At 58.8% G+C, this 23,437-nt stretch carries 21 protein-coding genes and 1 riboswitch; of the genes, 15 read left to right on the top strand and 6 right to left on the bottom strand.

Annotated elements, in window-relative coordinates; genetic code table 11:
* The first annotated feature begins 426 nt into the window (after window positions 1–426).
* The 8 genes from pnuC (at window position 427) to ACZRMH_RS11530 (ending at window position 6,657) form a co-directional block, all read left to right on the top strand.
* Window positions 427–990 (top strand): nicotinamide riboside transporter PnuC, encoded by a 564-nt coding sequence (gene pnuC, locus ACZRMH_RS11565; protein WP_464013482.1) that lies wholly within the window; start codon window positions 427–429, stop codon window positions 988–990.
* Window positions 987–1,541 (top strand): AAA family ATPase, encoded by a 555-nt coding sequence (locus ACZRMH_RS11560; protein WP_464013481.1) that lies wholly within the window; start codon window positions 987–989, stop codon window positions 1,539–1,541. The genes pnuC and ACZRMH_RS11560 overlap by 4 nt, the downstream gene beginning before the upstream one ends.
* A 361-nt stretch (window positions 1,542–1,902) precedes the next feature.
* The gene (locus tag ACZRMH_RS11555; RefSeq protein ID WP_464013480.1) at window positions 1,903–2,343 is read left to right on the top strand and encodes a hypothetical protein; all 441 of its coding nucleotides are present in this window, start codon (window positions 1,903–1,905) and stop codon (window positions 2,341–2,343) included.
* Between the two features lies 1 nt (window position 2,344).
* A complete protein-coding gene (locus ACZRMH_RS11550) occupies window positions 2,345–2,920 on the top strand; it encodes an adhesin (RefSeq protein ID WP_464013479.1) in 576 nt (191 codons plus the stop codon).
* A 70-nt stretch (window positions 2,921–2,990) separates the two neighbouring features.
* A complete protein-coding gene (locus ACZRMH_RS11545) occupies window positions 2,991–3,791 on the top strand; it encodes a heme utilization protein (protein ID WP_464013478.1) in 801 nt (266 codons plus the stop codon).
* A 63-nt stretch (window positions 3,792–3,854) separates the two neighbouring features.
* Complete coding sequence (locus ACZRMH_RS11540) at window positions 3,855–4,535, top strand: C39 family peptidase (protein ID WP_464013477.1); 681 nt, start codon at window positions 3,855–3,857, stop codon at window positions 4,533–4,535.
* A gap of 45 nt (window positions 4,536–4,580) precedes the next feature.
* Window positions 4,581–5,321, top strand: a complete 741-nt coding sequence (locus ACZRMH_RS11535) for a hypothetical protein (protein ID WP_464013476.1) — start codon at window positions 4,581–4,583, stop codon at window positions 5,319–5,321.
* Between the two features lie 46 nt (window positions 5,322–5,367).
* Window positions 5,368–6,657, top strand: coding sequence for a hypothetical protein (locus ACZRMH_RS11530; protein ID WP_464013475.1), 1,290 nt, complete (start codon window positions 5,368–5,370; stop codon window positions 6,655–6,657).
* A gap of 47 nt (window positions 6,658–6,704) precedes the next feature.
* Here ACZRMH_RS11530 and ACZRMH_RS11525 read toward each other — a convergent pair whose 3' ends face one another.
* Window positions 6,705–8,030: a sigma-54 dependent transcriptional regulator gene (locus ACZRMH_RS11525; protein WP_464013474.1), complete on the bottom strand. Its 1,326-nt coding sequence runs from the start codon at window positions 8,028–8,030 to the stop codon at window positions 6,705–6,707.
* Window positions 8,031–8,363: 333 nt separating this feature from the next.
* Here ACZRMH_RS11525 and ACZRMH_RS11520 point away from each other — a divergent pair, with 333 nt between their 5' ends.
* Entirely contained in the window at window positions 8,364–8,630 is a 267-nt protein-coding gene (locus ACZRMH_RS11520) for a hypothetical protein (protein ID WP_464013473.1), read from the top strand.
* Between the two features lie 119 nt (window positions 8,631–8,749).
* Here ACZRMH_RS11520 and ACZRMH_RS11515 read toward each other — a convergent pair whose 3' ends face one another.
* The 4 genes from ACZRMH_RS11515 to cobW all read right to left on the bottom strand — a co-directional run bounded on the left by ACZRMH_RS11515 (window position 8,750) and on the right by cobW (window position 15,359).
* Window positions 8,750–9,316 carry a vWA domain-containing protein gene (locus ACZRMH_RS11515; protein WP_464013472.1) on the bottom strand — a complete coding sequence of 189 codons (567 nt, stop codon included), beginning with the start codon at window positions 9,314–9,316 and terminating at the stop codon, window positions 8,750–8,752.
* Window positions 9,317–9,414: 98 nt separating this feature from the next.
* Complete coding sequence (locus ACZRMH_RS11510; protein WP_464013471.1) at window positions 9,415–10,422, bottom strand: ATP-binding protein; 1,008 nt, start codon at window positions 10,420–10,422, stop codon at window positions 9,415–9,417.
* Between the two features lie 92 nt (window positions 10,423–10,514).
* Window positions 10,515–14,285 (bottom strand): cobaltochelatase subunit CobN, encoded by a 3,771-nt coding sequence (gene cobN, locus ACZRMH_RS11505; protein WP_464013470.1) that lies wholly within the window; start codon window positions 14,283–14,285, stop codon window positions 10,515–10,517.
* A 3-nt stretch (window positions 14,286–14,288) separates the two neighbouring features.
* The gene (cobW, locus tag ACZRMH_RS11500) at window positions 14,289–15,359 is read right to left on the bottom strand and encodes a cobalamin biosynthesis protein CobW (protein WP_464013483.1); all 1,071 of its coding nucleotides are present in this window, start codon (window positions 15,357–15,359) and stop codon (window positions 14,289–14,291) included.
* Between the two features lie 94 nt (window positions 15,360–15,453).
* Window positions 15,454–15,633, bottom strand: a riboswitch (cobalamin riboswitch).
* A gap of 199 nt (window positions 15,634–15,832) precedes the next feature.
* Between cobW and ACZRMH_RS11495 the strand changes: the two genes are divergently transcribed.
* Complete coding sequence (locus ACZRMH_RS11495) at window positions 15,833–17,131, top strand: glycosyltransferase (RefSeq protein WP_464013469.1); 1,299 nt, start codon at window positions 15,833–15,835, stop codon at window positions 17,129–17,131.
* Between the two features lie 32 nt (window positions 17,132–17,163).
* Here ACZRMH_RS11495 and cobF read toward each other — a convergent pair whose 3' ends face one another.
* Window positions 17,164–17,913 carry a precorrin-6A synthase (deacetylating) gene (cobF, locus tag ACZRMH_RS11490; RefSeq protein ID WP_464013468.1) on the bottom strand — a complete coding sequence of 250 codons (750 nt, stop codon included), beginning with the start codon at window positions 17,911–17,913 and terminating at the stop codon, window positions 17,164–17,166.
* A gap of 80 nt (window positions 17,914–17,993) precedes the next feature.
* Here cobF and ACZRMH_RS11485 point away from each other — a divergent pair, with 80 nt between their 5' ends.
* From ACZRMH_RS11485 to ACZRMH_RS11465, 5 genes are all read left to right on the top strand, one after another.
* Window positions 17,994–18,929, top strand: a complete 936-nt coding sequence (locus tag ACZRMH_RS11485) for an AraC family transcriptional regulator (RefSeq protein WP_464013467.1) — start codon at window positions 17,994–17,996, stop codon at window positions 18,927–18,929.
* Between the two features lie 141 nt (window positions 18,930–19,070).
* Entirely contained in the window at window positions 19,071–20,381 is a 1,311-nt protein-coding gene (locus tag ACZRMH_RS11480) for an ABC transporter substrate-binding protein (protein ID WP_464013466.1), read from the top strand.
* Between the two features lie 149 nt (window positions 20,382–20,530).
* On the top strand, window positions 20,531–21,457 hold the full coding sequence (locus tag ACZRMH_RS11475; protein WP_464013465.1) for a carbohydrate ABC transporter permease: 927 nt from the start codon (window positions 20,531–20,533) through the stop codon (window positions 21,455–21,457).
* Between the two features lie 8 nt (window positions 21,458–21,465).
* A complete protein-coding gene (locus ACZRMH_RS11470; protein WP_464013464.1) occupies window positions 21,466–22,296 on the top strand; it encodes a carbohydrate ABC transporter permease in 831 nt (276 codons plus the stop codon).
* Between the two features lie 22 nt (window positions 22,297–22,318).
* Window positions 22,319–23,422: an ABC transporter ATP-binding protein gene (locus ACZRMH_RS11465; RefSeq protein ID WP_464013463.1), complete on the top strand. Its 1,104-nt coding sequence runs from the start codon at window positions 22,319–22,321 to the stop codon at window positions 23,420–23,422.
* Window positions 23,423–23,437 lie beyond the last annotated feature (15 nt).

Genomic DNA, 23,437 nt, shown 5'->3' with positions numbered 1-23,437 from the left:
CACCGCCTGCATCGCGAGCAAGCTCGCTCCCACAATGTTCCCTGCCAAGTTTGAATTTTGTAGATGCCACAAAACCTGTGGGAGCAGGCTTGCCTGCGATAGCATAACTGCGGTGCTTCAGGCAAACCGCACTGCCTGCATCGCGAGCAAGCCCGCTCCCACACTGTTCCCTGCCAAGTTTGAATTTTGTAGGTGCCACAAAACCTGTGGGAGCAGGCTTGCCTGCGATGGCAGCAACGCGGTGCTTCAGGCAAACCTCACTGCCTGTATCGCGAGCAAGCTCGCTCCCACAATGTTCCCTGCCAAGTTTGAATTTTGTGGGTGCCACAACAGCCGGCCTCCCATGTGTTGAAGTGCAGTCATGCAGGCGAAACATTGCGCCTGCAGGTACAATCCCCGCCCTTCTCCCTATTCCAAGGAATCCCAATGTCAGGGCTTGAACTGTTTGCCGCCGCGCTCGGCGTTATCGCCGTCTGGTTGACAGTCAAACAAAACCCCTGGTGCTGGCCCATTGGCCTGGTGATGGTGCTGCTCTACAGCTGGATCTTTTTCGAGATCAAACTGTATTCAGGCATGCTGCTGCAGGTGTTTTTTGCCCTTCTGCAAGTCTATGGCTGGTGGCAGTGGACTCGCGCCGGCACGCAGCACGAAGGCCGCGTAGTCACCCGCCTGAGTACCTCGCAAGTGCTTGCGGGCCTTGCTCTGGGGGCCTTGGGCAGCACAGCCCTGGGTGCCGCCATGGCCCACTGGACCGATTCCAGCTTCCCCTGGTCCGATGCCACGCTGACCGCTTTCAGCCTGGTCGCGCAATTGTGGATGGCGCAAAAACGCCTGCAATGCTGGGCGCTGTGGTGTGTGATCGATGTGCTCTATATCGGTTTTTTTGCCTGGCAGGACCTGTACTTCACCGCCGGTCTCTACGCGTTGTTTACCCTGATAGCCATCCAGGGCTGGCGTGACTGGCGCCGTGACCCGGCGCTGCGCACATGAAAGTGGTCGTACTGGCAGGGCCGGAGTCGAGCGGCAAGAGCTGGCTCGCAGCGTTACTGCAACAGCGTTTTGGTGGCATTCTGGTGGGCGAATACGTGCGCCACTTTATCGAGCAGAATCCTCGCGACACGTGTTTGGCGGACATTCCGGACATCGCCCGCGGCCAGCTGCAATGGGAAGATGAGGCACGTGCCAAACAACCCGAATTGCTGATTCTGGACACCCACCTGCTGAGCAATATCCTCTGGAGCCAGACCCTGTTTGGCGACTGCCCGCACTGGCTGGAAGCTGAACTGCTCAAGCGTCACTACGACCTGCATTTGCTGCTGTCCCCCGACGATGTGGAGTGGACCGCTGATGGCCAGCGCTGCCAGCCCTCGCTGGCTGAACGCCAGGTTTTTTTTGCCGCCAGCCAGCAATGGCTCACAGACCATCAACAACCCGTACAAGTCATAACAGGCGATTGGCAAGCGCGACAACAGCAAGCCTGTGCCGCAGTCGAACAATTAATCAGCTCTCGGGAAACTTATTCAGCAAGTGTTAGTCAGTAAGTTGTATTGCTCACAATAAAAGCTATCCAACATGCCACTTAATGGTTTCAGCTTTTGGCATATGTCCGTTGCTGATACATGAAAATTTCGTGAACCCGCTAAAGCTGCGGCCTGAAGCACGAATTGCGCAAATGTAAAGGTAATGAGACAGGCTATTTTTCCACGCCAGAAACAGTCAATACCTTATTCCACAAGAGGTTGCCCTGCGCCCGGCAATCTCAAATTCGTTACACTTGCCCCGCCACTAAACAGTCGACCGGCTGTGCACTGTTGTTTTCTAACATTAAATAAATAGTGGCACAGCCCATGCTCTCTCCTTAACACGCTGACCAGGTTCAGCGTAAACAAAGGGGACTCGGTCATGGGGCACTTTTATCGTGGTAATCATCACCTGCTGATGGCTTGCAGCCTGGGCGCCTTGATGAGTCTGTGCACTGTTGTACAGGCCGCTGGCAATGGTGAAATAGTGCTTACCCGTACCGTGCAACCCCATGCGGTAGGTAACCCGCCGATGCATCCCGATCCCGACCCGTTAACCGCCAATGCCAGCCCCTTGGTACAAGTTATGGGCGCGACCCGCGAACTGAGCGATGGTGATTTTGCCAGCGTCAGCAGTGGTGCCGCGATCACCCGCTCAATCATGCCCACTGGCAACACACTACCCGGTCTTAATACCAGCAACGGCTTGCCCGGCATGAGCAATGGCCATGACGGCGGTAGCGGCAGCAGCATTTCCGGCACGATTGGCAATAGCATCAGCCAGGGCATGCGCCCGCTCTCTGCTCTGAGTCAGGGGAAATAAGATGACGGCCTCTCGCCTGCCTGTGCTGATTGCCGCGCTCATTGCCACGTCGAGCGTACTCGCGGCCTCCGATAACAACGCCACGATCAACGACTCGGGTGCCAATTATCATGGCAACGTCTCCCTTAACCAGGCATCCGGCGACCAGCAACAACAAGTCAATATCCGCGCAATTGCCATCGGCACCGAGGCCCGCGCTGCTACCGCAGTCACCCAGAAACTCAATACACCCGCCGACCCCTCGCTCAATGCCAGGGCAACGATTGGCGGCAACTCATTCAGTAATGGCAGCGGCGTGATCGGTATCAACCAGTCCGCCGGGGCCAACAACCAGATGGTCAATGCAGTGCGGATCGGCATCAGTGCCCAGCCGCAAGGCATCGACGACAGCGCCCTGTCCCAGCAGAACGTGGCGTTGCTTCCAGACTCGGGAACCGCATCCCCCGCCAGCGGCAGTCGCCAGATTACTACCAGTGATCAGGCCTTCACCGGCAGCCGAGGGGTGGTGCAGTTGAACCAGAGTGCAGGGGTGGGGAACCGCATGGCTAACACCCTGAATATCCGGGTTGCTGACTGACCCGGAAACAACGAAGTGCAATTAGAAAGTGCCAACACTTAACTCAACTAATGAAGCACGGAGTATTACCATGAAACCGTCAATCGCTCTGAAGCCTCTGGCTTTCGCTCTGGCAACACTGGTGGCCGTATCTGCACACGCGACCCAACCTGGCAATAACAACAATAATAACAATAACAACACCCCACCGGCCTACACACTGGACCCTAATGCCGCCGCAGCCGCTGTTGTTATTGATGTGCAAAACAGTCACAACAACAAAGTGACCAACAAGGCAGTCGAGAACAACGCAACCATCAAAGACTCGATCAAGGGCTCTGAAGGCAACATGGGCGCCAACGCCGCCGCAGGCTCGGGCAACCAGCAAGACAATGCCGTAGCGATCGCCACTTCAGACGAAAGCTTTGTCTTCGGCACGGCCGCGTCTCTGACCAGCGCCACCCAGACCAACAGTCACAATGACTCGCACAACTATGGCGCACAAAACAATGCCACGATCAAAAGCTCCGCCAACGGCAGCGCGGGCAACGTCGGTATAAACGTGGCCTCGGGCGAGTTCAACCAACAGAAAAACAACCTGGCCATTGCCGTTTCCAACGGCCGTATTGCCAGTGCCGGTGCCACTGCCTCACAAACCTCGAACAACCTGTCAGTGATCAACGAGGCCGGTGCGTCTTACCTGAGCAATGTGAATACCTGGTCCCAAGGATCCAACTGGAACAACAACAAAACCCCGGTCGTAAACAACGCCACCATGGACCATTCGTTCAATGGCTATTCGGGTAATGGCGGCGCCAACATTGCGGCCGGTACTGGCAACCAGCAAAGCAATTCGCTGTCCATCGCTGCCGGCTGCAAAGTCTGCATGTAGTAGCGACGCTAAAGGAGGGTCTCGTTTACGAGACCCTTTTTCCTTATTCAAGGCGTATCAATCATGCGTATTGTCGCCCTCACCCTTATGCTCGGCTTGAGTGCCATGGCCCAGGCCGCACAAATGCCAATCGCTGCCATGCCTGGCGGCAATCTGGTGTTCAAGCAAGTACAGAGCATTCGTGAACGACGCTTTGCGGATATCGTTGAGCAAAAAACCGATTTCAGTTGTGGTGCGGCGGCACTTGCCACTGTGCTGCGTCAGGCCTACTGGCTGGATGTCAACGAAGACCAGATCATCAAGGGCATGTTGCAAAACGCCGACCAGGATCTGGTGCGTACCCAGGGCTTTTCAATGCTCGACATGAAGCGCTACGTCGAAAGCATCGGCATGCGCGCCCGGGGCTACCGGATTCCGCCTGAAAGCCTGGAGAGCGTGAATATTCCTGTTGTGGTGCTGCTGGACATCCGTGGCTACAAACACTTTGTGGTGCTGCAACGTGCACAGAAGGACTGGGTGTATATCGGTGACCCGGTTCTTGGCCACAAGCGCTACTCCCATGCAGATTTCCTCAAAGGCTGGAATGGCATTGTGTTTGCCATCATTGGTCCTGGCTACGACAAGACCAACGCGCTACTGACGCCCCCTGCTCCGCTGACCGCAAAAAACCAGCTCGACGGGTTCAGCCCGGTCAAGGACGCAGAACTCATGGATTTCGGGTTTATCCAAAGCGACTTTTTTTAGGTGCGCCAATCATGACTACGGGGCCCGACGCTCCTGGAGCCGTACATGAAAACTCCCTTTTGGCTGATTGCCGCATGCCTTGCGGCCAGCCTGCCCGCCCAGGCGGCATCGACCTTTAAGCCGGTCGAATTGAAAGACACGGAAATGGCCGAGCTGCGGGGCCGTTATGTGATGCCCGGGCGAATCATCAGTTTCGGTATCGTGATGAACAGTACCTGGACCAGCAGCAATGGCGGCGTTGTCGGCGCCAGTACGTCCATGTATGTGCAAAACACCATTGAGCCCAAGTTTTACGTCTCCACCTACAGCTCTGCCGGTAACGGCCCGCCGGGCTCTGCCGGCACCGGCTCGGTTACCGGTGGCGCAGGGCTGACCACCGGCCAGGGCGTCACCCAGAGCGTGCGGGCTGCGGGTGACAACAACAGCGCCTACAACAATGTCGATATCAATGTCAGCGAGGCCAATCTGGCGCCAGTGGTTAATCAACAAGGCGTTTTACTGACAGCCAATTCCCCCGTCACCCAGGCTGGCGGCGCAGGCAATCTGACCGTCTCTGCCAGCGGTGGCGGTATCCAACTGGCGATCCAGGCCAACAACAATCAGGGCAGTTCATTACAGCAAATTGCTCAGGGTGGTGTATTGCAAAGTACAACATTGTTGGGCGGCGGCAATAGGGTCAATAACATGACCCAACTCAATGTAGTGCTGCGTAACAACATGCCAAGCCCCGGTGCCCTCGACTGTAATCTCAGCCAGTTAAAAGGCCTTCGCAATATGGGATATTGAACTAGGCTCTGGTCTTACGACTTGGCTTAACGGGACGGTTTATTTCATGCATCGATCGTTTACCTTTCGCGCAGCTGTATGCATGAGCGCTTGCTTTCCATCAGCCCTGCTTTATGCAGCACCTGATGCAGACGTCGCTCTACTAAAACAAGAACTTATGGAGCTACGCCAGCGTTACGATCAACAGCAAAAAGCCTTGGCAGTACTTGAACAACGGGTTCGTGAAGTTGAAGACCAGCCAGCTACGCCCCAACCAAGACGCTTGGCAAAATCGCCGTCTGATATGAAAGGCAACCAGAATATTGCGGCCGCCGGTACTGGTGCTACCGCTGCTGGCGGCAGCTCGTACGGCGCCGCGCTCAAGGAGGATTCCGCTCCCGCCCAGAGCGTGGTCAACCTTTACGATGAAGCCAGCGGCTTTTTTGGCGGTGGCAAGTTCAGCCTGGAAACGGGTATTACCTATTCGCGCTACGACACCCGCCAACTGATCCTCAACGGCTTTCTGGCCCTGGATTCGATTTTTCTGGGCAACCTCAACCTGGACCGGATCAAGGCCGACAACTGGACCCTGGACCTGACGGGGCGCTATAACCTGGATAACCGCTGGCAGTTCGACGTCAACGTTCCAGTTGTATATCGCGAATCGACTTACCAGTCCGGCGGTGCCAACGGCGGTGATGCACAAGCCGCTTCGGAGCAAACAGTCACCCGCGACCCGACCATAGGCGACGTCAATTTCGGCGTGGCCTATAAGTTCCTCGACGAGTCGGTTAACACCCCGGATGCAGTGTTCAGCGTGCGGGTCAAGGCTCCCACCGGCAAGGACCCGTTCGGCATCAAGCTGGTCAGATCTACTGAAAACACCAACCTGTTTGCCCCTGAAGACCTGCCCACCGGTAACGGCGTATGGTCGATCAGCCCGGCCATTTCCCTGGTCAAGACCTTCGACCCCGCTGTTCTGTTCGCCAGCCTGTCGTATACCCACAACCTCGAAGAGTCATTCGACGACATCAGCTCCACGCAAAACCTCAAGCAGCCGGGCAAGGTCAAACTGGGTGACAGCTTCCAGATTGGCGCGGGTGTGGCCTTTGCCCTCAACGAAAAAATGAGTATGTCGTTTTCCGTGTCTGACCTGATTCAGAAAAAGAGCAAGCTCAAGGAAGATGGCGGCGACTGGCAAACAGTCACGACCAGTGATGCCAACGCCGGTTACTTCAACATCGGCATGACCGTAGCGGCAACTGACAACCTGACCATAGTGCCCAACCTGTCGATTGGCCTGACCGACGATGCGCCGGACTTCACCTTCAGCCTGAAATTCCCGTACTACTTCTGAACATCAAAAAGCCCGCTGCGTTTAAAGCGCTGCGGGCTTTTTGTTGCTCAGCGGATGTGATGCTTGTGCAGTAACCGGTAAAACGTCGGTCGTGAAACTCCCAGTACCTTGGCTGCCATGCTCAGGTTGTCGCTGTGGCGGTTCAATACCTCGCAAAGCGCCTGGCGTTCGGCACGGTCCTTGTATTCCTCCAGGGTGTTTATGGTACCGACAAACAATGGGCGCAACTCCAGGCCCAGATCATGTGCTTCGATCTGTCGCCCTTCGGCCAATACCAGCCCCCGGCGTACGCGGTTGGCCAGCTCACGCACATTGCCAGGCCAGTCATGATTGCCCATGGCAATCAATGCCTCGTCACTGAACGTACGCGGGCGACGGCCGGTTTCCAGACTATAGAAACGGGCAAAGTGACTGGCCAGCATGGCCAGGTCGCCATGACGCTCGCGCAAGGGTGAAGTTGTAACTTGCAACACGTTGAGCCGGTAGTACAAATCCTCGCGAAAAGTCCCGTTGGCAACTGCGGCCTCCAGATCGACATGAGTCGCCGCCAGTACCCGCACGTCAATGGCGATCGGCTGGTTGCCGCCGACCCTCTCGATATGTTTTTCCTGCAAAAAACGCAGCAGACTGGCTTGCAGCTCCAACGGCAGATCGCCGATCTCATCCAGAAACAGCGTACCGCCATTGGCTGCCTCAATACGTCCAACCCTGCGTTGATGGGCGCCGGTAAAGGAGCCCTTCTCATGGCCAAACAGTTCTGACTGGATCAAGTGATCCGGTATGGAGCCGCAATTGATAGCGATAAAGGGTTTGCCGTTGCGCTGGGATTGACGATGCAGCGTACGGGCGACCAGTTCCTTGCCCGTACCGCTTTCGCCCCGTATCAGGATAGGCGACTCGGTAGGCGCAAATTTGCTCACAATCATGCGCAGGTCGCGCATCGACCGGCTTTCGCCCAGCAGTTGATCTTCTTGTACCTCGAGCGGGGTTGCAACCTGGCCCCGCAAACACGCCATGCCAAACGCTCTGCCTAGCGTGACCTGGACCCGAGAGACATCAAAGGGCAAGGTGTGAAAGTCAAAAAACCACTCGCAGACAAAATCCCCCACGTTCCTCATTTGCAGAACATCAGGGGTCAGCGCCGCGATCCATTCGGTGCCGCTGCGGCTGATCATGTCTTTTACAGCTTCGGGTCGCTGCAGATGAAAAGGTTGCAGCCTGAACAGGCCAACGTCGCAAGAACGGTCGATAACAGTTGCCAATGTACAACTGTCTACCGCCCAACCTATGGTGCGCAGGCCGGGCAGCAACTCATGACAATCCTCGCAGGGATCAACCACCAGCAGACGTCGGGGAGAGGACAATGCAAGCATGACTGTTCCTTGGCGCCAGGAAAACATAAAACAGCTTAAAAAACAGTCCCTTGTTCTACTTACGCGTAACCTTAGCAAGCCAAAGGGCGCTTTCTGGATCGTTTCTTTATAAGGCTAATAGCCAATAAAACTGTACAGACTCAATCGATCAATAAAGGCCATCAGTACACGCACTGAAAATTGATCTGGATCAGTCATATAAAAAAACTTTTATAAAAATGACGAAAGTGTGTGACCTGAAGCCGGTCTGAAGTCATCAGTACAAGTAAGCAACCGAACGGTAAGCCCAGCCGACGGTTAATCACTTGATGGGCATACTGGAGAGAAAACCCTATGAACGCCCCGCTCCGTTTCAACGAAGCTCTTTTGATTGCCGGCCACGCCTTTGAACCTTTTCAATGCGTTGCCTGGGCTGCACAGGATGGTCACGGCGAATTGAGCCTGACTGTTATCGACCGCACCAATACCCGTATCGGCCGCAAACAGATCCCGCGCAGCGCCTGCGCAGACGCCGCGCAGCTTGAAAGCCTGCTGGCCCAGGCCCGTGCCGAGATCAGCAGAGAAGGTTACAAGCTGCAACCTTGGGTTATGCCAGCGTAATCTGCCGCACACCTAACATGTGGGAGCGGGCTTGCTGGCGATAGCATCAACGCGGCTATCCTGACTGAACCAGTTGCCTGCATCGCGAGCAAGCCCGCTTCCACAGTTGTTTTCAGTGCTTATGCGGGCTGCAAGCCATCAATATGCAGATACTCTGCTTTCAGCTCTGCCGCCATCTGGCGTGAGCGCCCCAGACGAATCGGGCCCCTCTCGATATCGATCAACAGCCCCGGGCAATCAATGGCGGGCAATGCAGACCAGGCTTTTAAACGGCCATCGGTCAACAGTAAAAAACGCTGCTGTTCTTCAGGAAACTGCTTGCGCCGCCTGCCTAGCCAGTTGGCAACTTCCTGCAATGCCTCCAGCAACGGCGTACCGCCACCAGCCCCCAGGCTCTGCAACCAGTCATTCAAGGCACCAGACGCCTTTGAACCACTGACCTGCCACTGCGGTGCAAGCCCGCTGGCCTTCATCACAGCCACCCGCGCACGCTGGCGATAGGCATCCTCGAACAGCTGGGCCAACAGCCCCTTGGCGTCACTCAGCGCCTGATGGCGACAGGTTGAAGCGGACGCATCCACCACCACCAGCCATAGCTCTTGCGCTGCACTTTGCCGGGTTTTCCAGGCCAGATCGGCGCGCAGGCGAGGACGGCCACCGAGCAGGGTTTGTACCCAGTCGACCATCCCGCTGTCGGCACTGTGGCTAGCGCCTTGCTTGCCCGCCGAGATGTTGCCTGTCCGGGGTCTGGCATCCGCCCCTGCTACAGAGCGGGGGGGGATGCCTAGGGCTTTTTTGGCCAGCTCGGCACTTCACGACGTGCGCCCATGGGCTGCGCTTGCGCAGGCAATTCGCCCCACTGACCCTGGCCGGATTGAGGCGAAGCGCTGCTGGCTTGAGGTGGCGACGGCGGTTGCTCAGGGGTTGGCGCCTGGGCTTTTTGCTCGCGACGACGATGACGCAAGGCAAACTCGGCCACCGCATCGATATCTTCCAGACTGATCGCCGTCACCCCACGCCATGCCGCGTGAGCCCGCGCAGCGCGAAGCCAGACCAGGTCGGCGCGCATGCCGTCTACTGCTGCGGCAAAACAGCGCTCGGTTACCACAGCCAGGGACTGATCATCCAGTGCGATGCTGCCGAGCCGTTCACGGGCCTGCTGACAGCGTTCGCGCAAGGCCGTTTGCGCTTGTTCCCATTGTGCGCAAAAACCCTGCGGGTCAGCGTCAAAGGCCAGGCGACGACGGATGATTTCGCCGCGCTCTGCAGGTTGCGGCTGGCCGCTCAGAACCACGTTCAGGCCAAAACGGTCAAGCAGCTGTGGGCGCAATTCGCCCTCTTCCGGGTTCATGGTGCCAATCAGTACAAAGCGTGCAGCATGGCGATGGGAGATGCCATCGCGCTCGACCACATTGGTACCGCTGGCCGCCACATCCAGCAGCACGTCCACCAGATGGTCGGCGAGCAGGTTCACTTCGTCCACATACAACACGCCGCCATCGGCCTTGGCCAGCACGCCGGGGGAAAACTGTGCCTTGCCCTGGCCCAGTGCTGCGTCGAGGTCGAGGGTGCCGATCAACCGCTCTTCAGTGGCGCCCAGGGGCAAGGTGACAAACTGGCCACTGGCGAGCAGATCGGCAAGACCGCGAGCCAGGGTGGATTTGGCCATGCCGCGCGGGCCTTCGATCAACACGCCGCCTATTTTCGGATCGATAGCCGTCAGGCACAGGGCTAGTTTCAATAAATCCGCGCCGACTACCGCCGATAACGGAAAATGCGGGGTGTCAGTCATGTTTTCGGGTTCCAAATCTTAGAATGTTGATAGAGCTCAAAGAGCCCCTCACCCTGGCCCTCCGGGAGAGGGCTGGGGTTAGGGTCGCTTTGTTACTCTTCTTCTATATCCAGCAGCAGGTTTTCCAGCGCCGCTTGATACTCCCCAGGTTCACTCCACAGCCCGCGTTGCTGAGCTTCAAGCAAACGCTCGGTCATATCGCGCAAGGCGTGCGGGTTGTGCTCGCGGACAAACTCGCGGGTATCCGGGTCCAGTAAATAGGCATCGGCCAGCAACGCGTACTGGTGGTCGTCAATCAAATGGGTAGTCGCATCAAAGGCAAACAGGTTGTCCAGGGTCGCGGCCATTTCGAACGCGCCTTTATAGCCGTGACGCTTGACCCCGTCGATCCATTTCGGATTGGCCGCCCGCGAGCGTATCACCCGGTTCAACTCTTCCTTGAGAGTGCGGATCTTCGGCAAATCCGGCTGACTGTGGTCACCGTGATAGCTGGCTGCAGCCTCCCCGCGCAAACTCTCTACCGCAGCCAGCATGCCGCCCTGGAACTGGTAATAGTCATTGGAGTCGAGCAGGTCGTGCTCGCGATTATCCTGGTTTTGCACCACCGCCTGCATCTGCCCCAACCGCCGGGCAAATTCACCGCGCGCCGCAGTACCTTCATCGGCGCCGCCATAGGCATAACCGCCCCAGTTCAGATACACCTCGGCCAGATCATCGCGGCTTTCCCACAAACGACCATCAATCGCGTTCTGCACCCCGGCGCCGTAAGCACCGGGCTTGGCACCGAATACACGCCAGCCGGCCTGTCGCGCCGCCAACTCGGGCGCAAGGCCGTCGCGCTCAAGCTGTTCGCGCTCGGCACGAACCTTGGCCGCCAGCGGGTTCAGATCATCCGGCTCATCCAGCGCCGCCACGGCTTGCACAGCGGCATCGAACAAACGGATCAGATTGGCAAAGGCATCACGGAAAAACCCCGACACGCGCAAGGTCACGTCCACTCGCGGGCGGTCCAGCAGGCTGACCGGGAGGATTTCAAAGTCATCCACTCGCTGGCTGCCGGTGGCCCACACCGGACGCACACCCATCAGGGCCATGGCCTGGGCGATATCATCACCGCCGGTGCGCATGGTCGCTGTGCCCCACACCGACAGGCCCAACTGGCGCAGATGGTCGCCGTGATCCTGCAAATGCCGTTCAAGGATCAAATTGGCCGACTGAAAACCGATCCGCCAGGCCGTGGTAGTGGGCAGGTTGCGCACATCCACGGAAAAGAAATTGCGCCCGGTGGGCAGTACATCCAGTCGCCCGCGGCTCGGAGCGCCACTGGGACCGGCCGGGACAAAACGCCCGGCAAGGGCATCAAGCAGACCCTGCATTTCGGCCGGGCCGCAGGCATCCAGACGCGGTGCGACCACTTCCAGCAACGCATCGAAAATCGACCGGACCTCAGCCCATTGCTCTGCATCAGACAATTGCAGCGTGCCCGCCAGTGCTTGTTCGATCAGTTGCGCAGCGTACAATTCAAGACGCTCACGGGTATCCCCCGCCGTGCGCCAAAGCTCATCACTGACACCTTGCAGTGCAGCAGGCCGACGCGCTGTCCAGGGTTCGGCCAAGGCACAGTCCAGAGGGTCAAACCCCAGCTCAAAGGCCTTGGCCAACGCCCGCAGCACGCTCGATTGCGCACCACGGCCATCGCCACGGGGGATACGCAGCAAGGCGAGCAAGGTGTCGATACGCAGGCGCCCGGCAGGCGACTCGCCAAAAATATGCAGTCCGTCGCGGATTTGCGACTCTTTCAGATCACACAGATAAGTGTCCAGGCGCGGCAACCAGATCGCCGCATCCGCATCGCTGTCGAGGTTGTCGTCCAGTTGCAGCTCACGGTCGATATGGGTATCGCGCACCAGCTTGAGAATATCGCGCTGCAACTCCCGGGCACGGCGCGGATCAAGCAACTGCGCTTCGTAATACTCGTCGGCCAGCAGTTCCAGATTGCGCAACGGGCCGTAGGTTTCAGCGCGCGTCAGCGGCGGCATCAAGTGATCGATGATCACCGCCTGGGTACGCCGCTTGGCCTGGGCGCCCTCGCCCGGATCGTTGACGATAAAGGGGTAGACGTTAGGCATGGGGCCCAGGATTGCGTCCGGCCAGCAGTTCTCCGATAACCCCACGCCCTTGCCCGGCAGCCACTCCAGATTGCCGTGTTTGCCCACATGCACCAGCGCATGGGCGCCGTAGGTGTGACGTAACCAGAAGTAGAACGCCAGATAAGCATGGGGCGGCACCAGGTCCGGGTCGTGGTACACGGCACTGGCATCCACCTGATACCCCCGCGCCGGTTGAATGCCGACAAAGGTCAGGCCAAATCGCAGCCCGGCGATCATCAACCGGCCGCTGCGAAACATCGGATCGTTTTGCGGCTCGCCCCAACGCTCGGTCACCGCCCGGCGATTGGCTTCGGGCAAGGCATTGAACATCGCCAGGTATTCATCCAGCGCCAGGCTTTGCATGCACGGGCGCAGGTCGAGGCTGTCGAGGTCATTGCTGACCCCGCCCAACAGGGCTTGAATCAGCGCTGTGCCGGATTCTGGCTGCTCGCAGTCCACGGGATAACCCTCAGCCTGCAAGGCGCGCAAAATATTCAGCGCCGCTGCCGGGGTATCCAGCCCTACACCGTTGCCGATCCGGCCATCGCGGGTCGGGTAGTTGGCCAGAATCAGCGCAATACGCTTTTGCGGGTTGGCCACCCGGCCCAACTCGACCCAACGCCGCGCCAGTTCTGCGACAAAATCCATGCGCTCGGGATGGGCGCGATAGCACACCACATCCGACTGACTGCGTTCACTGCGCCAGGCCAGATCCTTGAAGCTGATCGGGCGGCTGATAATGCGCCCGTCGAGTTCCGGCAAGGCGATATGCATGGCCAGGTCGCGGGGGCCCAGGCCCTGTTCACTGGCTTGCCAGCCGGGTTCGTTGTCCTGCGCGCAGATAGCCTGGATTACCGGGATATTGCGACGGAACGGGCGCAGATGCGGGGCTTCGGGGCTGGACTGGGCAAAGCCGGTGGTGTTGAGAATAACCCCGGCATCAACCTCGTCGAGCAAGTCCTGCACCACCGTCAGGCAACCCGGTTCCTTGAGGCTGGCCACGGCAATCGGCAACGGATTAAGACCCGCGGTCTGCATGCGCTGGCAGAACACATCGACAAACGCAGTGTTGGCCGCCTGCAAATGCGAGCGATAGAACAACAGTGCGGCAACCGCCTGTGCGGGCTGCCAGTCGGCCTGCCAGTGCTTGAGTTCGGCGCTGGAATGCTGCGGGTGATAAATAGCGGTGCGCGGCAGGGTTTGCGGCTCGTCCCAGCCATAGTCGCGGCCCAGCCATTGACTGGCCAGGCAACGATAAAGCTGCAAGGCGTTATGCCGCCCGCCCTGACGCAAAAAGTGCCACAGGCGCTCGCCCTGTTCGGCGGGCACTGTGCTCAACGCACTCAATTCCGGGTCCGGGCGATCATCGCCCGGCACCATAATCAACGTCACACCACGTTCGGCAAGTTGTACCAGCCGTTCGATGCCGTAACGCCAATAGCCAATACCGCCGTGTAATGACAGCAGGATCACCTTGGCGTGTTGCAGCACCTCGTCGATATACAAATCCACCGAACCGTGGTTTTGCACCTGCATCGGGTTGGCCAGACGCAGGCTTGGATAATCTTCAGGCAACTGCTGCGCCGCTTCGGCCAGCAGTGCCAGGCTTGAATCTCCGCTGCACAGGATCACCAGCTCGGCGGGGGTCTGGCCCAAATCGGCTATGTTGTCGTCCGATACAAAACCACCGGGCTGGGTCCTGAGCAAATGCATGGCTTATACGCTCAACGCTGTGCGCAAGGTGGACTCGAGCAGTGCCGCGTCCAGGTCCTGGCCGATCAGCACCAGTTTGGTGGTGCGTGCTTCGTCGCGGCCCCAGGCGCGGTCGAAGTGCTTGTCAAAGCGTGTGCCCACACCCTGGATCAGCAAGCGCATCGGCTTGCCCGGGATCGCGGCAAAGCCTTTGACCCGCAGGATGCCGTGCTTGACCACCAGTTGGGTCAGGGCGTCCATCAAAACGCGCTCTTCACCCTCAGGCAGCTCGATGGAGATCGAGTCAAAGGCATCATGGTCGTGATCGTCATGGTCATCATCGCCATCGTGGTGATGGTCATGGTGGCTGTGGCGGCCATCGATATGGTCTTCCGAGCCTGCGCCCAGCCCCAGCAATACGTCCAACGGCAGGCGGCCGCTGCTGGCTTCGATGATCTTCACCGCGGGCGGCAGTTCTTCAGCCACTTCAGCACGCACTTTGGCCAGGTCTTCAGGGCTGATCAGGTCAGCCTTGTTGAGAATCACCAGGTCGGCACTGGCCAGTTGGTCAGCAAACAGCTCGTGCAGTGGTGACTCGTGATCCAGGTTCGGGTCGAGCTTGCGCTGGGCATCCACCTGATCCGGGAATGCAGCAAAGGTGCCGGCCGCTACGGCCGGGCTATCGACCACAGTAATCACTGCGTCAACGGTGCAGGCGCTGCGGATTTCCGGCCACTGGAAAGCTTGCACCAGCGGTTTTGGCAGGGCCAGGCCCGAGGTTTCGATGAGGATATGGTCGATATCGCCACGACGGGCTACCAGTTCACGCATCACCGGGAAGAACTCTTCCTGCACGGTGCAGCACAGGCAGCCGTTGGCCAGCTCATAGACGCGGCCGTTGGCTTCTTCTTCGGTGCAACCAATGCTGCACTGCTTGAGGATTTCGCCGTCGATGCCCAGCTCGCCGAATTCATTGACGATCACCGCGATGCGGCGACCCTGGGCGTTGTCGAGCATATGCCGCAGCAAGGTGGTTTTGCCCGAACCGAGAAAGCCGGTAACGATAGTGACGGGGGTTTTGGCCAGTGTTTTCATCGGATGCCCTTTGGCAAAGCGGCGGGCATACGGGACGACGACCACAGGCAGAGCGCGGCCAGTCTTCGCCACCGGATCACCCCGCCCGGTTGAAGTAAGAATCTGTCACGAGGCAGGTCTCCTGGCTTACGGGTGATAACTACCCCGCGCCTTCCCGCCTATGGGCAGTGGCATTGCAGGGTCAAGAACCGTTTACAGTTGCGGGGGCAGCCGCGGCATACCGCGTTCCCTTCTTAGCTTCGCGTAGCGAAGAACCTCGAAGGCGCAAGGCTACGCAGTGCTTTGTTACAGGTCAATGCACAGCTGTGACACATCGACTGTGGGAGCGGGCTTGCTCGCGATGGCATCGACGCCGTTTGCCTGAAAACCGCGTCGCCTGAATCGCGAGCAAGCCCGCTCCCACAAAGGATTTTCTTTCCTGTTGTGGTTTAATTGCGGCCTTTTTTCCGCCGCCTTGCTTCAAGGATCTGCCCATGCCCACTACTGCCCCGACCCGCGTCCTGATTATTGGCTACGTGTGGCCCGAACCACGCTCCTCGGCGGCGGGCGGGCATATGATGCAAATCATCGAGGGTTTCTTGCAGCAAGGCTGGCAGATTACCTTCAGCAGCCCGGCCGGGATCGGTGAGCACAAGGCTGATCTGGCGACGCTGGGCATTGATGAGGTGACTATCGAGCTTAATAACAGCAGCTTCGATACCTTTATCAGCGAACTGGCCCCGGATATCGTGCTGTTTGACCGCTTCATGATGGAAGAGCAGTTCGGCTGGCGCGTCGAGAAGCATTGCCCGCAAGCCTTGCGCGTACTGGAAACCTCCGACCTGCAAAGCCTGCGCGACGCCCGCCAGCAACAGCTCAAGGCGCGGCTCAAGCACAGCAGCGAGCAGGACGACTTCAGCAGCCTGTTTGCCCCGGCGCAGCGCGAAACCTTTGAACAGATGGCCGATGCCGATCTGGCACAGCGGGAAATCGCCGCGATCTATCGCAGCGATCTCAACCTGATGATTTCCGAATACGAAATCGATTTGCTGGTCGAGCAGTTCAATGTGCCCAAGGCCATGCTGCACTGGTGCCCGCTGATGGTCGACAGCGTGCCCGCCGAGTTCGTGCCTTATGAACAGCGCCAGCACTTTCTGAGCATCGGCAACTTTCGCCATGCCCCCAACTGGGACGCGGTGCTATGGATGAAAACCCATATCTGGCCGCTGATCCGTCAGCAGCTGCCCGCAGCCCAGTTGCATATCTACGGTGCCTACACTCCGCCCAAGGCCACCGCGCTGCATAACCCGGCGCAGGGCTTTCATGTACTCAACTGGGCCGAAGACGCGCTAGCAGTAATGAGCAATGCGCGTATCTGCATGGCGCCGCTGCGCTTTGGTGCCGGGATCAAGGGCAAGATCGCCGATGCCATGCTCTGCGGCACCCCCAACGTCACCACTCCGGTGGGCGCCGAAGGCATGCACGGCGATATGCCGTGGGCCGGTGCCATCGAGCAGAGCGCCAGTGCGATTGCCGCGGCGGCGGTGGAGCTGTATCGCAACCCTGAAGCCTGGCACCAGGCCCAGCGCAATGGCCAGGCGCTGCTGGAAGCGCGTTACCTGCAAGGGGTACATGGTCCGGCGCTGGTACAACGCATCGAAGCCTGCCGCGCCGACCTTGAGCAGCATCGGCGCAACAACTTCACCGGGGCGATGCTGCGTCACCACCAGCACAAAAGCACTCAATATATGTCGCAGTGGATCGAGGCCAAGAACCGCACAAACGCCATTTGAAAACACCTGTTTGCCCTCTGTGGGAGCGGGCATTAACCTGTGCGTCTCAACAAATAGGTATCCATGATCCAGCCCTTGCGCTGGCGGGCTGCTTCACGCACCTGCTTGATCTGCTCGCAAACGTCGACCAGCTTGCCAGCAATCAGAATCTCGTCCGCAGTGCCGATATACGCGCCCCAGTAAATATCCAGCCCCTCATCAACAAAAGCCTGGAATGCACAATGGGCATCAAGCATCACCACCACATTGTCCAGATCCTCGGCCACCAGGCGCCGCCCCGTGGTGATCCGAATCGGCTGGCCGATATCGTTAAGCGGCACCCGATGACCCGCCGCCAGCGCCTGCACGCTGCTGATACCGGGGATCACCTGATAGTCGAAGCCCGTGCAACCATTGGCCCGTACCCGCTGCAGAATGCGCAGGGTGCTGTCATACAGCCCAGGCTCGCCCCACAATAGAAATGCCCCGCACTCGCCTTCCGCCAGTTCGTTTTCAATCAAGTGCGTAAACACCTCGGCCCGCTGCTCATGCCAGTTCTCAACCCCTGAAGTGTAAGAAGGATTCGAACTGTCGCGTTTCGGGTCGCTGACCTGCACCACGCGATAGCCCGGTTCGCGAATATAGCGCTCGCAGATTTCCAGACGCAGGCGTACCAGGTCTTCAGTGGTCTGGCCCTTGTCCAGCACAAAAAATACCGAGGCCCGGTTCAGCGCATTGATCGCCTGCACGGTGATGTGTTCGGGGTCTCCCGCGCCCATCCCTATCAACAACAGTGTTTTCATCGCGTTTTATCCTTGGCTGGCAGGAACCCTGAGAAGACGGCATCATCGGCGCAACAAGAAAAACTGAAACGGTTAACCCCATGACTCGACTCGCCAGAGCAACAGACCCGTCTTATGAGCTGATGGACGACCACAATGGCCTGTCGATCATTTATCGCCAGCATGGCTTCCCCTGCCACCTGGTGCGTTGGCACTTCCACAAGGAATACGAACTGCACCTGATCGTGGCCAGCAGCGGCAAAGTCTTTGTCGGCGACTATATCGGCAATTTCTACCCCGAGACATTGTTCCTTACCGGTCCCAACCTGCCCCACAACTGGATCAGCCAGATTGCCGAGGGCGAAGTGGTGAGCACCCGCGACATGCTGGTGAACTTTACTGATGAACTGCTCGAAGGTGCCGCCTCGGCATTTATCGAGCTCAAAACCCTGACGCCCATGCTGGAGCGAGCCCGCTACGGCATCGAGTTCCGCAACAAGGCCACCATCCGCAAGGCCGTGGACTTGATGCAGAGCATAGCCGGCGCCTCCGGCATTACCCGCCTGGGGCACTTTCTGATCCTGCTGGAGCTGCTGGCCGAGTGTGAGGACTATCAACTGCTGTCGGGCGTAACCGCCGGGCAACTGGCTGACGAGCAGACCATCGACCGCACCAACCGGGCCGTGGACTATATCTTCAGCCACTACGCCCGCGAGCTGCCACTTGATGAAGTGGCCGAGCATATGGGCATGAAACCCACCTACTTTTCCCGAGTGTTCAAGCAGGCCACCGGGCGCTGCTTTAGCGAATTCGTCAATCGCTTGCGTATCAGCAAGTCCTGCGAGCTGCTGGCCGACGGTGAGAAACCCGTGACCGACGTGTGTTTCGAGTCGGGTTTCAACAATATCTCCAACTTCAACCGCCGTTTTCAGCAGCTCAAAGGCATGACCCCGTCACACTATCGGCGTCTGGCGGTGCAGCGTTTGACCGAGCAAAACCAGGCGGGGCCGGGTGATCGCCTGCGCAGTGCAAAATAGTATCGGTTTGAGTGTGGCCAGTGATTTGTCACAACGGTGATTGAGGGCTGTAATCGGCCCAGGCGCTTGCCCCCGGGCGAGCCGCTATAAAAACAATAACCGTCCTTCAAAAGCCGTCTGGCCGATGAAGTGGAGTGCTCAATGAATATTCCTGTCAAAGCGTTATGTGTCGCCACGTGCATGACCCTCAGCGGCTTGAGCCTGGGCGCCCAGACCCTGACCATTGCCACGGTCAACAACAGCGACATGATCCGCATGCAAAAGCTGGCGAAAACCTTCGAGAGCGAGCACCCCGAGATCAAGCTCAACTGGGTGGTGCTGGAAGAAAACGTGCTGCGCCAGCGTCTGACCACCGACATTGCCACCCAGGGCGGGCAGTTCGATGTGCTGACCATCGGCATGTACGAAGCCGCACTCTGGGGCGCCAAGGGCTGGCTTGAGCCCATGACCGACCTGCCCGCCAGCTACGCCCTCGATGATGTTTTGCCCTCGGTACGCGACGGCCTGTCGGTCAAGGGCACGCTCTACGCCCTGCCGTTTTATGCCGAAAGCTCGATGACCTACTACCGTACCGACCTGTTCAAAGACGCGGGCCTGACCATGCCCGAACACCCGACCTGGGAGCAAATCGCCGGGTTCGCCAAAACCCTCAACAAACCTGCCCAGGAACAATACGGCATCTGCCTGCGCGGCAAGGCTGGCTGGGGTGAAAACATGGCGCTGGTCAGCACCATCGCCAACGCCTACGGAGCCCGCTGGTTCAATGAACAATGGCAACCGGAGTTCACCGGGCCGGAGTGGAAAGACGCCCTGAACTTTTATGTCAACACCATGAAAGAGTCCGGCCCGCCTGGAGCAACCAGCAACGGTTTCAATGAAAACCTGGCGCTGTTCAACAGCGGTAAATGCGCAATCTGGGTCGACGCCAGTGTCGCCGGTTCGTTTGTCACCGACAGCAGCCAGAGCAAAGTGGCCGATCACGTCGGCTTCACCTTCGCGCCCCATGCCGTGACCGATAAAGGCAGTGCCTGGCTCTATTCCTGGGCACTGGCCATTCCCACCAGTTCCAAAGCCAAGGAGGCGGCCAAAACCTTCAGTACCTGGGCGACATCCAAAGAATACGGCGCTTTGGTAGCGGCAAAAGACGGCATTGCCAATGTACCGCCAGGCACCCGTGCCTCGACCTATACCGACGCCTATTTGCAGGCTGCCCCCTTTGCCCGGGTCACCCTTGAATCCCTGAAGGTCGCCAACCCGCAGGAGCCCACCCTCAAACCCGTGCCCTATGTGGGCATCCAGTTGGTCACCATCCCCGAGTTCCAGGCGGTGGGCACCCAGGTCGGCAAACTGTTCAGTGCCGCGCTGATTGGCCAGACCACGGTGGACCAGGCGCTGGCCGCGGCCCAGCAAACCACCGAGCGCGAAATGAAACGGGCGGGTTATCCCAAATAACACGACCAACTGATCCCGTGTGGGAGCGGGCTTGCTCGCGATACAGGCGACGCGGTTCGACTGAAAGACCGCGTCGCCTGTATCGCGAGCAAGCCCGCTGCCACACGGGATCAGTTGCTCCCATATAAAGCAATTCAGGTGTGTTCACCATGACAACTTCGACTGTTATTGCAGCGCTCGACGCCCCGCCAACGGCGCAGCGAGCGCGCCTGTTCAACCCCGGCTGGTTTCTGGTCACGCCCTCCGTGGCGCTCCTGCTGCTGTGGATGATCGTACCGCTGGGCATGACCCTGTACTTCTCGCTGATCCGCTACAACTTGCTCTACCCCGGTGAAAATCAGTTTATCGGGCTGGAGAACTTCACCTATTTCCTCACCGACTCGGGCTTCTTGCCCGGAGCAACCAATACCCTGCTGCTGGTGGGCAGCGTGCTGCTGATCAGCGTGGTACTCGGCGTGCTGATCAGCGCATTGCTGGAAGCCAGTGAGTTTATGGGCCGCGGCATCGTGCGGGTGCTGTTGATCTCGCCGTTTTTCATCATGCCCACGGTGGGCGCACTGATCTGGAAAAACCTGATTTTCCACCCGGTGTCAGGCGTTCTGGCCGCCGTCTGGAAGCTGTTCGGCGCCCAGCCGGTGGACTGGCTGGCGCACTACCCGCTGTTGTCGATCATCATCATTGTGTCGTGGCAATGGCTGCCCTTCGCGATTCTGATCCTGATGACCGCCATGCAGTCCCTCGACCAGGAACAAAAAGAAGCCGCCCGCCTCGACGGTGCCGGGCCCATTTCGATTTTCTGGCACTTGACCCTGCCCCATCTGGCCCGCCCGATTGCCGTGGTGGTGATGATCGAAACCATCTTTCTGCTCTCGGTGTTTGCCGAAATCTTCACCACCACCAACGGTGGCCCCGGCTATGCGTCGACCAACCTGGCGTACCTGATCTACAACCAGGCCCTGGTGCAATTCGACGTGGGCATGGCCTCGGCCGGTGGCCTGATCGCGGTGGTCATCGCCAATATTGCCGCCATCATCCTGGTGCGCATGCTCGGCAAAAACCTGACAGACAAAGCCTGAGGCCCGCCATGACTCTTCAACAATCCCGCCGCCTGCAAAGCCTGCTGCTCGGCACCCTGGCCTGGGCCATCGCGATCCTGATTTTCTTTCCGATCTTCTGGATGGTGCTCACCAGCTTTAAAACCGAGCTGGATGCGTTTGCCACACCGCCGCAATTTATCTTTACCCCAACCCTGGAGAATTACCTGCATATCGAGGAGCGCAGCGGTTACTTCCACTTTGCCTGGAACTCGGTGGTGATCTCGTTTACCGCCACCGCCCTGTGCATGCTGATCGCAATCCCTGCCGCCTATTCGATGGCGTTCTATGAGACCAAGCGCACCAAGGGCACGCTGCTGTGGATGCTGTCCACCAAGATGCTGCCGCCGGTGGGCGTGCTGATGCCAATCTATCTGCTGGCCAAGTCCTTCGGCCTGCTGGATACCCGTACCGCGCTGATCATTATCTACACCCTGATCAATCTGCCGATTGTGGTGTGGATGATTTACACCTACTTCAAGGATATCCCCAAGGACATCCTCGAAGCCGCCCGCCTGGACGGTGCCACCCTGTGGCAAGAGGTGGTGCGTGTGCTGCTGCCTATCAGCAAGGGCGGCCTGGCCTCGACCCTGCTGCTGTCATTGATCCTGTGCTGGAACGAAGCATTCTGGTCGCTGAACCTGACGTCCTCCAGTGCAGCGCCGCTGACCGCATTGATCGCATCCTACTCAAGCCCCGAAGGCCTGTTCTGGGCCAAGTTATCCGCTGTTTCGACCCTGGCCTGCGCACCCATCCTGATTTTCGGCTGGATCAGCCAGAAGCAACTGGTACGCGGTTTGTCTTTCGGCGCGGTTAAATAAAAACAATGACTGGAGGCCCATCATGGCCAACCTGAAAATCAAGAATCTGCAAAAGGGTTTCGAAGGCTTTTCCATCATCAAGGGTATTGACCTTGAAGTGCATGACCGCGAGTTCGTGGTGTTTGTCGGGCCTTCGGGCTGCGGCAAATCTACCCTGCTGCGCCTGATTGCCGGGCTGGAAGAAGTGACTGACGGCACCATCGAGCTGGACGGTCGCGATATCACTGAAGTCAGCCCGGCCAAGCGTGACCTGGCGATGGTGTTCCAGACCTATGCTCTGTACCCGCATATGAGTGTGCGCAAAAACATGTCGTTTGCCCTCGACCTGGCGGGTGTACCCAAGGCCGAAGTGGAGAAAAAGGTCAACGAAGCCGCGCGCATCCTGGAACTGGCGCCCTTGCTTGAGCGCAAGCCCAAGCACTTGTCCGGTGGCCAGCGTCAGCGCGTGGCGATTGGCCGGGCGATTGTGCGTAACCCGAAAATCTTCCTGTTCGACGAGCCGCTGTCCAACCTTGATGCCGCCCTGCGGGTGCAGATGCGCCTGGAACTGGCGCGTCTGCATCAGGAACTGCAAGCGACGATGATTTACGTGACCCACGATCAGGTCGAAGCCATGACCCTGGCCGATAAGGTGGTGGTGCTCAATGGCGGCAAAATCGAACAGGTCGGCTCGCCGCTGGATCTGTACCACCAGCCGGCCAACCTGTTTGTTGCGGGTTTCCTCGGCACACCGAAGATGGGTTTTTTGAAAGGCCGGATCAACCGCCTCGACGGCCAGGGCTGCGAGGTCGAACTGGACGCCGGTACCCGCATCCAGCTACCCCTGAGCGGTGCCTCGCTGAGCCTGGGCAGCCCGGTCACCCTGGGCATCCGCCCGGAGCACCTGAACCTGGCCAAACCCGGCGACTGCACCCTGACCGTGACCGCCGATGTCGGCGAACGCCTGGGCAGCGACACCTACTGCCACGTCAATACCGCCAGCGGCGAACCGCTGACCATGCGCGTGCGTGGCGATATGGCCAGCCGCTACGGCGAGCAGTTGCACCTGCACCTGGACAGTGAACATTGCCATTTATTCGATGCTGACGGCCTGGCCCTGACCCGACCATTGCGCGCAGCTGCCTGAACCCACGAGATTGCC

The organism is Pseudomonas sp. B414, from assembly GCF_055408445.1.
This window is presented reverse-complemented; position numbering and strand designations above follow the sequence as displayed.